The following is a 13,279-nucleotide window of genomic DNA, read 5'->3' on the forward strand; positions in this document are numbered from 1 at the left end:
GGGAAATAGGGTGGTAAGCAAGGGGTGATACAAGTGCCAAGGGCGGATATTTCAAGCCTACACAGCCTTGATGGCTATTTACTCGCTGCCCAAATCCAACTGCAATTGCAACCCGTCATTACCGTTACTGGATTGAGCCGGTTGCAAGAAAATAGGAGGGAATGGCTGTGATATTGATTCGTTGACGGGTAATTTGTCTGAAGTTGTGTTATCGCTTCTAGGATTTTGTTGCTCAAAAAATTTCCCGAAGTCACGCTGGGCGCTTCTGTCATCAATTCCCACTAGAGAATCACCACTTAAGGTGAAATTTTCTAGATTTGGTTTTGGCTCTGGTGACTGTGCGAAAACTGAGCTTTCTAAGGCTCCTAAGACTGCCATAATTGCTAAAGCAGCAGTAATTTTATTGTTCATTTAATCCAATTTTTTTTAAGATTGCTTGTTTTTATTTCTCTAATACCAATTATTTGCCAATTTGCGATTAATAATTGGTCAAGATATTAGCGAGGCAACAAAGATATGTTTGCGTCTCTTTGCTAAAGCTATTATAGTTTATTTTTTAAAATTTATCCTAATTTGATATCCTTAAGTTGTCAACACTTTTGGTTATCAGTTAAGCAAAACAACTATAGCAGTCCTAAATCATTTGTGAACACAAAGATACCCGACTTCTCTAAGAAGTCGGGTATCTGACTCACTTTATGTTCACAAATCAAATAGGATTGCTATAGATAAAATAATCGCTTTGGCGATGTAGCAAATTATGAAAAAAATAGATACCCCTCTTCTGTCACTCTCCGAAAACATTTGCCATTTCTGAATTCGATACACTTATGCGGAAATAGGAATGATTAATGTTAATCGTTCTATTTCCCAACACTACCGTGTCAGCCACTTTCGATAGCCTGAGCTAACGGAGCCTCAGTACAGATTCACTTTCGTTATTCTTGTCGGTCTTACCCTAGCCTCCCTTTGCTAGTAATCAATTACGTCTATGGCTTTCATCTGTATTTACTATTAGTTATGTATCTGCTTACCAAGCGTATTGGTCGGATTAAGTAGTATAGGAAAGAAAGACCAGATGGCAATGGGAAAAATTCCCGGTCTGCTTGGGTAGTATCAGTGATTACAAGCCTGGTTGTAAAACTCAAAAATTGCCACACCAGATAAACACGATCTGGCATGCTGCTGAGTGGACCATTTATCATTAGGTGCTGAAAAAAAAGTTTAATTATCAGTGGACTTTTAATTTCCGTGAAAAGCTGTTTCCGCATCCGTACAGCATAAATTAAAATTGTTGGATCGACTTGGATCTGTTCTTGAATAGCCTGCTTTACTTGCGCTGGCAAAGGGGCATTCAGGAGACTGTTAACTATAAGTAGACTAATAAAGAATGGTCTTTTAAGTTCCAGACTGCTTACTTGCTGCAATAAGTGTTCCCAATTCAATGTCTGTTGAATGCGGAATAATTCAGCTAAATCGCAAATCTGAGCTAAAGACTCTCTACCTTCATTAACTCCTCTGGCAACTTGTACAGCGAGGATGATCAACAAATCATCAGAAGAGAAGTCGATGATAGATTCACCTTTGAGAGTTAAAAACTTGCTTCGTTGCCACAATGTTTCAAAATCAGGAAGTTTAAAAGGGAAGTAATCTAAGGGAGTCAGTTCCCAGTGAAGATCCACCACTACTTCTGGTTTCTGACTATGGACAAAAGTTTGTTGCCAACTACCGTCAGTCTCTAGTTGATATTTCTGAGTAATCAATAATTCTTGAACTTTGACTATATCCTGTTGTTTCACCAGAATATCCAAGTCGCTAAACTGCCTCATGGCTAAGTTGTCATAAATAGAAATAGCTAAAACAAGTCCTTTAAAAGGAATTGCTGGAATTTTGTGAGATTGAAAGAGCTTAAGAAGGTTAAGCAGTTCGTGACTCAAAAATAAGTTGCGGCTAGCATTAGTGTGATAATGATTCTGAAGCTGAGTTAATACTGTTTTGGGAATAGCTTCTCTCCACATCGTCTTGAAGGTCTGGTACAGGAGTGGTATCGTCCCATGACGATCTGCTATTTGCATGAGATATGCCCAGTCTATGTCTTGCTGGAGCAGGGTTTGAATTCGCTCTGCTGTTTCGGGGTCTATGCGAGTTCGGGTACAACAGAGAAGTAGCTCGATTTCTTGACGGCTAACCTTTGTTGGAAATTGATTAATAGACTGGTTTAATGTAATCATACTAATAATAAATACAACACCCATTTTTTTATAATAGGATAGGTTGCATTGATTGGTTGATAAGGCTTTCAGAAATTGCCCTCCCGGAAAGTGACAAAAGAGGGGTATTATATTTCTCCGTAAAATCTTAAAAAAATATTAATTAAAATTGTGGAAATGCCGATTTAGCGATTTCCCTAGGTTGGGCATATCGCAATACACTTCAGTTAAGCATTTCTTCCTTCTCTTCCTTTGCGAACTTTTGCGTTCTACAGCCCTATGCCTAACGGCAGGCTTACGCCAACGGGCATCGCTGCGCGCGTGCGGTTTGTTAAAAAATTCACTTTGATAAAGAGTTAAGCCTTAACACCAAGCGTATTGGGGCATATCGAAGACAGCTAACGCGTAGCGTAACGGACACATAAGCTATGCGTTAGCGTAGCATGCTGGAGGCGATCGCACTATTTTACCGCGAAGGTGGAGTTGGAGTTGGAGTTGGAGTTGGCTCTTGTGTACCTAACCTAGAATTGAGAGCATCGCGCAGCTTTTGGTTAAGTAATACACGATTGATAGAGTGAATCACTCCGTTGCTAGCTGGAATATCTGATTGGATAATACTGGCATCATTCACAATGATCCTATTTGGACTCACGCGCACTGCAACACCACCGTTGAGGGTGTCTAATGTACCAGTTTTTAATTCATTGGCTGTTACCTTACCAGATATCAAATGATAGCTGAGAATTTGGCGTAACAGATCCCTATTTCCTGCTTGGAGGAGAAAATTTAATGCACCTGGTGGTAAGGATTCATTGAAAGCTTGATCTGTAGGTGCAAAAATGGTGTAGTTGCCTGTAGTAAGGGTTTCAGTTAATCCAGCAGCTTGTACGGCTCGTACTAAAGTGCTAAAAGCAGGAATGGCATTTGCTACCTCGATCAGGTTTCCAGTAGCAGTAGTGGCGGGTGTAGCTGGGGTTGTACCGGGTGTAGCTGGGGTTGTACCGGGTGTCGCTGGGGTTGTACCGGGTTGACTTTGAGCTATGAGAGGAAAGCTAAGAAAAGCAGTAGCGGCAATGATTCCAGTGATCACAGCCACTTTTTTGGGTAGTTGAGTCAGATAATTAGTATTCATGATTGCTCTTATGTTGGAAGGCAAAAAGCTAATTACCCCTCCACCCTATTGAAGATTTGTTTATGGCTCCTCTGACGTTAGAGGTATATCTGAGGACATAATAATTAAGACAAATATCATGGCAAGGAGCAAAGGTGCAAAAACAAGCAATGTCAGATTTATCATTCCATCGCAGCTAAGACAGCTTTCGGCAATAACTTATCTTTAAACCAAACAATTCTTGCAGGAACATCATTTAATTTTACTCCGGCTTTTTCCAAATTGAGCCGCTCAGAAATTGCTAAAATTAAATTATCACTACCTGCACGCCGCACCTGAGAGAACTTCTTTTGTAAATATTCAGGACGCCAATAACCGACAATTTCTAATAAAAAGCTGCGGCCATCAGGATGCACCAAGCGAAAATCGGGAATCATCACACTACCGGGAATTGGAATTAAATCAACTTCTCGCTCTAACACCCAGCCACTTTTGAGAGAATCCCACTTATCAGCAAAGGATGATTCCAGCATACTATCGTAAGGTTTACCAGGTGGGTAGTGGGACACCAAACCACATTCTGAATTGAGGGTAAAACGTCCTATTTTCCAAGCATTTGTATAGGCGTCGCGGGTTTGTAGAGTTGCCGCTAGACTCCATTTTGTCACGTGTAATAAAGCAGGAATCAGTTTAGCGATCGCCAAACCATAGCGCGTACTCGGATTAAACAAACTTGTTGGCCCATCAATAGTAATTGTAAAGCCGTGGTCAGCATCACCTTCAATATAAGCCATCAATTGAAACAATTTGAGATAGCGAAACAACAGCTTATATTCTCCCGGAACATTGCGGTGAGCATTTAACACCAATTGACTAGCCTTATAAAAAACACCTTGCACCTGAGACAAATTATATCTATTTAACAAATGTGGCGTAGTTGGTGCATCAAAAGCCGTCAAAATCTTATTTTCTGCCAAATCAGCATAAAGTCCATCTCGCACCTGTGCCGGCAAAACTTCCCGTTCAAGTTCTTGACTTAACTCATCAGCAATTTGATTCAATGTAACTTGAGTTGATTCTCGACTAGCAACAGATTTTGCCCCCAGAGCAAACACCCGTTCTCTTAACATTGGTGGTTCCAAAGGACTAACTATTTCAAAATTGCAAAAACTGCTTTTAAGAATATAAGCCAAACCCCGCTTCATTCTATAATCAGTCGTATCACCTTCAAAATCTGACAATTGACGCTCAAGCACCCCTTGAGACTTGCCCACAGCCTCCTGAAAAAAACTAATTAACTCAGTCGCCAAACCTAAATGTTTCTCATCAAGTTTCAGTCTCTTCGGGATGATCTCCTCCCCGTTGAGACGGTGCATCAATAAATCTGTCGGTAACATCTGAATTTTGGATTTTAGATTTTGGATTTTGAATAGAATAATTAATTTCCAACTGTTCAGCCGCCTTCAAATCAGCTTCCTTCCCACTCCCATAAACCACTTGCAAATGCCCCTTCTTTTTCACCTTATTCTCTTGGCGTTCTTGGCGTCTTGGCGGTTCGTGACTCTTCTGGCCTCGCCTTCTAGCCGAAGTTCCCTCCTCACTAGTATCCTCAGCCACCACCTCATATAAAATCGCTCGCTTATTTTCTGTATTCCCCTTACGTAAAACCCTCCCCAACCGCTGAACATATTCCCGTGCCGAACCTGTCCCCGATAAAATAATAGCAATACTTGCCGCCGGCACATCAACCCCTTCATTCAACACATGAGAAGCAATCAAAGTATTAAATTCACCCTCACGAAACTTAGTTAATATCTCATGCCTTTCTTTCACAGGAGTTTGATGAGTAATTGCCGGAATAAGTAACTCCTGGGAAATGCGATAAACCGTAGCATTATCAGCAGTAAAAATCAAAATTCGTGCTGGGTAATGTTCTGCTAATAAATCAATCAAAATTCGCAATTTACCATCAGTACCCAAAGCGATTTCCTTAGCTTCCCGGTGTGATAACATGGCTCTGCGTCCATTTTGCGATCGCGCACTCATTTGCACGAACATCTGCCAACCTTGGAGACTCCCCAGAGAAATTTGTGATTGACGCAAAAAGTCATTGCGGGTTTGAATTAACTGCTGATATCTTTCCCGCTCAACTTGTGATAACTTCACCTTAATTTGCACAATTTCATGTTCTGCTAAAGCCTTCCCCGCCAAATCTTCAGCGCGTTGGCGATAAACTTCTCTACCAATGAGAATATTTAAATCAGCGTGTTTACCATCACTGCGTTCTGGTGTAGCAGAAAGTCCCAAACGATAGGGTGCGATCGCATATTCAGCAATTACGCGACTAAAATCTGTTGGTAAATGATGACATTCATCAAAAATCAGCAAAGCATACTGATTTCCCAAAGTTTCCGCATGAATAGCTGCACTGTCATAAGTAGCCACCAAAATCGGTGTTTTATCCCGCGAACCACCCCCCAGCAACCCCACTTCTGCATCAGGAAACGCCGCTTCTAGATGTGCATACCATTGATGCATCAAATCCAAAGTTGGTACAACAATCAGCGTTGTGCGCGGTGTCGCTTGCATCGCCATTTGCGCCAAATAAGTCTTTCCCGCCGCCGTGGGCAGCACCACTACCCCCTGCCTTCCTGCCAGTTTCCAAGCTGCTAACGCCTCACTCTGGTGGGGATAGGGAGTCATTTCTAAACCAGCAACCAACTCTAGAGGATAAAATTCCTTCGCTTCGTCGATAAAGTTGGTTTCTTCTGCTTGTAGCGCTTCCACTAAAGAGCGGTATTGAATCGCCCGAACGCGGAATTTTTCGATTCTATCATCCCATGTTGCATAGTCCATCCAAGCTTTGCCCCGTGGCGGTGGATGTAAAATTAATGTGCCACGATCAAAAGTTAATCTGGGAGTGCGAGCCATCTAGGAATTTCTCTTTCAACTCTTTTTTAATACTCATAACGCAAAAAGTGTCTGATTCCTCAGAGGATATTTGTTAAATCATAAAGTTTACCTAGGAAAACCTGGCTGGATTTATGCCTATTTTTAAGTTTTGAATTTCCCGGCAAGGAGTTGATTGATCACGCTTCTTGTAGAAGTCCTAAAAAATTAAAAATTAATAAGCTTTTTGATTAGAGAAATCACTAATAATAATATAATCTAAGTGGGACGGTGCAAACTGATAGATAGAACATTCTCTAACACTGGCTTTTACTACTTTCGATAGATTCTCAGTAAGCAAATGTTAGCTGTGTACTTCCTCCATGCATGATAGGTATTGAGCTATCGTTTTGTCTAGCTAAGTTATGGGCACAGTCCATTCAGCTAGCTGCACCAAAGGAGAAGCCACGTTGAAAGGAATACCCCCCCGCCTCAAGCTCTATGCTGTGGCAGTGTTAGCCGTTTGTAGCGCATTGCTACTAACATTATTGCTTGAGCCACTGCTCAATCCCACAATTTTCATCCTGTTTTTTGCTGCTGTAGCCGTTAGTGCTTGGTATGGCGGCATGGAAGCAGGTATGTTGGCTACAGCCTTATCTACTTTAGTTGTTAACTACTTTTTCATAGAGCCAAAATTATCGTTCTCATTTTATGATCCAGATAGCATTGTGCGATCAGGCTTGTTCATCTTGGTGACAATACTAATTAGCTCCCTGAACTCCCAGTTACGCACAGCTAAACAGCGTCTAGAGTTGAGTATGCAGCGGCTAGAGGCGAGCGAAGCACGGTTTAGGCGCTTGGCAGAGTCCAACATTATTGGGGTGATTACAGCTGATGTTAATGGGGGGATTGTTGAGGCTAACGATGCTTTTTTAACGATGGTAGGTTATACGCGGGAAGAACTGCTGGCCGGGCGGGTGCGCTGGTGCGACATGACACCACCAGAATATTTAGAGGTGCGCGAGAATCGCTCTATTACCGAACTCAACAGCAAAGGGGTATGTCAGCCTTTTGAAAAAGAATATATCCGCAAAGATGGCAGCCGCATCCCCCTTTTGGCAGGTTCTGCCTTATTAGAAAATAATCCAGACCAATTAATTGGTTTTGTTCTGGACTTAAGCAACCGTAAGCAGGCAGAAAATGCCTTATATGAAAGCCAAAGCAGATTTAGAGCCTTAGCTGATGCCACTATTGAAGGCGTAATCATTCACGAAAAAGGAAAAGTTCTAGATGCCAATCCAGCTTTTGCCAAAATGTTTGGCTACGAAATTGACGAAGTGATTGGAATGTCAACGGTAGACTTTTTAACACCAGAAGCGCAAAAAACTTTCCAGAAAAATATCTGCAATCATGGTGATGAAAAGCCTTATGAGATGACTGGCGTCAAAAAAGATGGCACAACTTTTTTCTTAGAAATAGTCGGTAAAAGCTGCATTTACCAAGGGCGCAGTGTCAGGGTTGCCGCAGCCCGGAATATTACAGAACGCAAAAAAGCAGAAACAGCATTTCAAGATAGCGAAAAGCGGTTCCGTAGACTGGTGGAATCAAATATTTTTGGTGCGGCTGTTAGCGACTTCTACGGCGGTATCGACTACGCCAACGACTATTTTTTGAATATGGTGGGCTATACCCGTGAAGAAATGCTGGCAGGTGAAGTGCGCTGGGATGTAATGACACCACCAGAATATATAGATTTGGATCAAAAAGCGATAGAAGAACTCTTAAAGCATGGAGTCGCTACCCCCTTTGAGAAAGAATATATCCGCAAAGATGGTAGTCGTGTCCCGATCTTAATTGGTATTGTTTTGTTGCAAGAACCTTACAATTGCCAACAAGAGCAGATGGCATTTGTTCTGGATTTAAGCGAACGTAAACGGGCAGAAAAGACTCTACACCAACGGGAAGAAGAACTACGCCTAATTACAAATGCTGTACCCGTACTGATTTCCTATATTGATGCCCAGCATTGTTATCGCTTTAATAACAAAGGATATGAAGAATTGTTTGGGCTTACCGCCTCAGAAACTTATGGCAAGCACATTAGAGAAGTTCTGGGTGAATCGGTTTATCAGTTTATTCAACCGTATATAGAAGCAGTAATGTCAGGAGAGCGAGTAACCTTTGAAAACAATATATTCGATAAAAATGGTACCTCTCATGATGTGAGTACCACGTACATTCCCCAGTTTAGCCAGCATGGGCAAGTTGAAGGATTTGTTGCCCTAGTTAGGGATATTACAGAACAAAAGCAAGCAGAAGCGGCACTCAAACAGAGCGAGGAAAGATTGCGAAAACTCACAGAAAAAGTACGGGTGATTCCTTGGGAGGCAAACCCCAATAGCGGGAATTTTACCTATGTCGGGCCGCAAACTGTAGAAATTCTTGGCTATCCCTCGACAGACTGGTACACCGATAATTTTTGGGCAGCACATATCCACCCAGAAGATCGGGAGTGGGCAGTTAAGTATTGTGTAGATTGTTCCCAGTCAGTGAATAATTACGAGTTTGAATACAGAATGTTGGCCGCTGATGGCAGAGTCGTCTGGTTGTATGACATTGTCAATGTGGTGCAGGGTGAACATGGGCCACAACTGCTGCATGGATTTATGATTGACATTAGCGATCGCAAACAAGCAGAGCAAGAACGGGAACAACTGCTAGAGCGCGAACAAATAGCACGGGCTGAGGCAGAAACTTTAAACTGCATCAAGGATGAATTTTTAGGCACACTCTCCCACGAACTCCGCACCCCCCTTAATGCCATGCTGGGCTGGACACAGCTACTCAAGAGCCGCAAATTTGATGAAACTACCACTGCTAAAGCATTGGAGACCATTGATCGCAATAGCCGAGCCTTGTCCCAACTAATTGATGATGTTCTAGATGTCTCCGGGATTATTCGGGGCGAACTTGGTCTAAATCTGCATCAAGTAGAACTAATACCAGTTGTGGAAGCAGCCATTGACACCATACGCCCAGCAGCAGACGCTAAAGAAATTTGTCTTGAGTGCAGATTTGACTCAGCGGTAGGGGTAGTAATGGGGGACGCCAAGCGTTTACAACAGGTGGTGTGGAATTTGCTCGCTAACGCTGTGAAGTTCACACCCAAGGGGGGTAAAGTCGTTGTGCAACTCGAGCGGATTGATTCGGGTGTGCAAATTCGCGTGAGTGATAATGGTGGGGGAATCTCTGCGGAATTCTTACCCCATGTATTTGAGCGTTTCCGCCAAGCCGATAGCTCAACTACGCGATCGCATGGTGGATTAGGATTAGGATTAGCAATCGTCCGTCACTTGGTAGAATTGCACGGTGGCACAGTCTCTGTTGAAAGTCCAGGGATTGGACAGGGGGCGACATTCATTGTCAACCTGCCGATGAAAGCTGTAGCTGTAGAAGAGTCCAGTACAGCAAAGCAAATTGCCCCTACAGCAAGTGGTGAAGTGACTAAAAACCGCCTGTCGATATTGGAAGGTGTGCGGGTGCTTGTTGTTGATGATGAAGTAGACACCCGAAATTTGCTGAAGACAATTCTGGGACAATATGGCGCTCAAGTGATGACAGCTGCATCTACTAGGGAGGGACTGATAGCCCTGGAACAATTCCACCCCCAGATTCTCGTGAGCGATATTGGAATGCCAGAAGAAGATGGCTATGCACTCATTCGTCAACTCAGGGCCCTTGGAGAAGAGCAAGGCGGACGGATTCCCGCAGTTGCACTCACAGCTTACGCGAGGGCAGAAGACCGCACCCAAGCCCTTTTGGCAGGCTTTCAGCTACATATTCCCAAGCCAGTTAATCCTACGGAGTTAGCCGCCGTGGTGGCAAATTTGGCTGGGCGAACTTGAGGTAGAAAAATCCAGTTCTGACAGAATGAAACCCAACTACTACAACTAGAATTAGAATTAACGTGACGTTTTCTAGTAGCTAAAGTGTCTGATTCTCCACCGCTAGGCGATAGCACTGACTTATCAGCTCGCTACCTGGCCTTAATCGATGAAATTGTCGCCACTACCCTCAAGGGTAAGATCAGCTCTGTAGAACAAGTATATCAACTGCTGCTCAATGGGATCACGAATGGTACAGGAGAAGTGTTTGAGCTAGCTTTAAGCGATCGCCTGAATGCTATCCAAGAGCAAGTAGATAGCGAAAAAGATGAACTCAAAATAGCCAAAGCAACTCGCAGTTTGCGAGCTATTAAAACTATCCACAGCCAATGGCAACGGTGGCAAGAGCAAAACAAAGCCACAGAAGCGATCGCTATGGCTTTGCGGGAAATTACCCTAGATGCAGCAGGCGATCGTCTGGCTGCATTCATCCGCGTCACCGACCCCAATCTCAAGCATCCGTTAAATTTGTCACAGCTACAGCAATTAGCCAAATCATTACAGCAATTTGCCCAAGCAAATTCTGATTTACACCAGATATCAACAGGCATTACCCGTGGTTTATCTGCTTGGCAACGACTGCAAGAAAACCTCCTGAGTTGGATGTATGAGCAAAATCGCGGTTCTCTAGGATTTGGCGGCGTACCAGGAGAAAGTGGCCCTTGGGCAAGTTGGGCCAAACTAGTTAATAGTGAATTACCCCAAGCCTTTTTTCGCACCCTGGCAATGGAGCAATCGGTAATTGAGTTTGCCCAACAACGGAGTAGTATCACTCTCAGTGACTGGGTGGAACTAGCAGTAATTTTACAGTATTTGCAACGGGGGTTAGTTCACTGGTTTGACCAACAAGCTTACAATGTCCAAGCCGGGCCAAAGTTGTCTATTTCCACTTTTCTCACCTTTGCAGTAATTTGGAGTCAGTTGGCGAGTGGTTTTCGGAATGCTGGCGTAATTTACAGCAATGGAGCTTCACAAATTATGCTCCAGATTCTCCGAACCTTTGCCCAGCGTCCGTATTTTCCCCTGTATGGCGGGATTTTTGCTTCTTTTTCTGGTAGTTCTCTACGTAATGCCTTAGATTATTTGGATGAACCCTTGGCATCTGTGGAAGGAACCCAAGAGAAAGCACGGATATTGACGCTTCTAGGCTATTCTCAGCGTGCTTTAGGGCAATATCACCGCTCTGTTAAATTTCATCAGCAAGCTTTAGCGATCGCTAGAAATGCAGGCGATCGCCCCTGTGAAATCGCCAACCTCAACCACCTCAGCCGTACCTACGTCCAACAACAAAACTACACTGAGGCGATTAACCACAGTCAACGGGCATTAATGCTCAGTCGTCAACCAGGCGTTAGTGGCGCATCTGTAGAGCAAGCTCGCACCGGAGAAGCCAATGCACTGGTAAATTTAGGCTACAGCGAAGTCATGCAAGCCCAAAAGCTAGAAGAAAGAGCACCAGAAACCTACGAAACAGCTATTAATTATCTAGAACAAGGTCTAAAGCTATCAGAAAAATTAGGCGATATTCAAAGTAAAGCCTTATGTTTCAGCAGCCTAGGTATTGCCTATTTAGTAATTGGACAACCCCAAACTGCTATTAAATACCTCGAAGACGGCTTTAAAACAGCACAAGTTTCTGGTGATTTATATCTCCAAGGGCGCAATTTAGCTTATTTATCTGAAGCTTATTATCATCTCCAAAATACTGAAAAATCAGTTTACACTGGCTGTTTAGGAATGTATCTCTTAGAGCAAATCTCTTCTCTTGAGTGGCGACAGATAGCAGGATTTTTGACAATTTTACAGGGACAAATAGGAGCAGAGACTTTCCAAATTTTATTACAGCAACATCGCTCAAAAATTCTGGCCGTTATCGGTGTAGATGGATATGATCATATTCCCCATTTGTTAGCAGAATACAAGGGAAATATGTAGGTATTTTTTGTTAATTTTGAAATGGATAAATGGGGAGTTTGAAAGCAAAAATAGCACCTGTGGGTACTCTGTTCTCCGCCCAAATTATACCGTTATGAGCGGTGATAATTTGGCGAGATAGGTAAAGCCCTAATCCAAAACCTTTAGCTTGGCGTTGCCAAAGTCCGCCGTAGGCATCGCTATCACCGTGGTAAAATCGCTCAAATAAATGGGGGAACTGTTCAGGCTGGATACCTGCACCTGTATCCAAAAATTTGACAACTTGATAGGCAGCTTGCGGCTCTAAAACAACTTCAACACGACCACCCCGCCGAGAATGGTTGATAGCATTCACCAGGAGATTAGTAAAAACTCGTTGGAGTTGCAGAGCATCACCCCTAACCCATAGCGATCGCCTCCAATCAGAGTCACCATAGTTAACTGAGAGATAAACACGACGATTTGCCGCTAACTCAGTCAGAGTTCCAGCTGCTTCCTCAGCCAAAATAACTAAATCCACAGGTTCTAAGTCAAGCTTTAAGCCTTCAGTATCATTGCGATAGACATCCAATAAGGTTTCTAAAAGTTGCAGAGAACCATTATGACTGCGTGCCATCGTGGCTAAAACTTTCTGCTGTGCTGGCAAGACGGTACCAAATTTTTCTTGCTGAAAGGCAATGATTGCTTCAATTGCCCCCAGCAGTGGCGTTTTTAAATCGTGGGTGAGTGTAGAAGCAAAATCTTCTCGCAATCTGACCAATTCCTCTTGTGCTGCTAGCTTTGCCTTAGTCAGGGCGATCGCTTTTTCAGAACGCCGAATTCGGTCACTTAAAACACCTGTCACAATCAAAGCCATTCCGGCGATCGCTCTACTGGCAATTGTAGAAGCTCTCATCACTTCACCCGCTGGCACTACAAGATTCAGCATGGTTAAGCACACAGAAACGAAGGTAACTTGAAAGGTGGCAAGCCGCCCCAGCCAGGAGTTTGCTAATAAAATTGGTGCTGTATAGAGATACCCAAACACGTATTCATTGGGTGTAGAAAACTCCAGAACTAGAACAACTATAAACAGACTTGCAATCAGCAAAGATTTGCCTAAAGGCGATTCTTTATCAGGTAATCCAGCTTTTGAAAATAACATTTTGGCAGGTTTTTTCTACGTAGTATTTCAACTGAAAAACTCTATTTTAATCTGTGTATTTATTTTA

Annotated in this window: 8 protein-coding genes; 2 read left to right on the plus strand and 6 right to left on the minus strand. The window is 43.1% G+C overall.

The genetic code is table 11. The features are described 5' to 3' along the window. Positions 1-78: 78 nt before the first annotated feature. From H6G32_RS14310 to H6G32_RS14330, 5 genes are all read right to left on the minus strand, one after another. Positions 79-411 (minus strand): hypothetical protein, encoded by a 333-nt coding sequence (locus tag H6G32_RS14310; RefSeq protein WP_190459342.1) that lies wholly within the window; start codon positions 409-411, stop codon positions 79-81. A 587-nt stretch (positions 412-998) separates the two neighbouring features. Continuing rightward, a complete protein-coding gene (locus tag H6G32_RS14315; RefSeq protein WP_206757967.1) occupies positions 999-2,231 on the minus strand; it encodes a nucleotidyltransferase domain-containing protein in 1,233 nt (410 codons plus the stop codon). 445 nt (positions 2,232-2,676) lie between these two features. Continuing rightward, positions 2,677-3,342 (minus strand): fasciclin domain-containing protein, encoded by a 666-nt coding sequence (locus tag H6G32_RS14320; protein WP_242046600.1) that lies wholly within the window; start codon positions 3,340-3,342, stop codon positions 2,677-2,679. A 161-nt stretch (positions 3,343-3,503) separates the two neighbouring features. After that, positions 3,504-4,718, minus strand: coding sequence for a DUF790 family protein (locus H6G32_RS14325; protein ID WP_190459348.1), 1,215 nt, complete (start codon positions 4,716-4,718; stop codon positions 3,504-3,506). Further along, positions 4,648-6,252 (minus strand): DEAD/DEAH box helicase, encoded by a 1,605-nt coding sequence (locus H6G32_RS14330; RefSeq protein WP_190459351.1) that lies wholly within the window; start codon positions 6,250-6,252, stop codon positions 4,648-4,650. The genes H6G32_RS14325 and H6G32_RS14330 overlap by 71 nt, the downstream gene beginning before the upstream one ends. A gap of 428 nt (positions 6,253-6,680) precedes the next feature. On the opposite strand from H6G32_RS14330, the gene H6G32_RS14335 reads away from it, so the two are divergent. Next, entirely contained in the window at positions 6,681-10,115 is a 3,435-nt protein-coding gene (locus H6G32_RS14335) for a hybrid sensor histidine kinase/response regulator (protein WP_190459353.1), read from the plus strand. 84 nt (positions 10,116-10,199) lie between these two features. Beyond that, complete coding sequence (locus tag H6G32_RS14340) at positions 10,200-12,089, plus strand: tetratricopeptide repeat protein (protein ID WP_190459355.1); 1,890 nt, start codon at positions 10,200-10,202, stop codon at positions 12,087-12,089. Between the two features lie 10 nt (positions 12,090-12,099). Here the strand turns inward: H6G32_RS14340 and H6G32_RS14345 are convergent, their stop codons facing one another. Beyond that, complete coding sequence (locus H6G32_RS14345) at positions 12,100-13,212, minus strand: sensor histidine kinase (protein WP_190459356.1); 1,113 nt, start codon at positions 13,210-13,212, stop codon at positions 12,100-12,102. Between the last annotated feature and the right edge of the window lie 67 nt (positions 13,213-13,279).

It is taken from the genome of Cylindrospermum sp. FACHB-282, assembly GCF_014697195.1.
Lineage (GTDB): Bacteria > Cyanobacteriota > Cyanobacteriia > Cyanobacteriales > Nostocaceae > Cylindrospermum.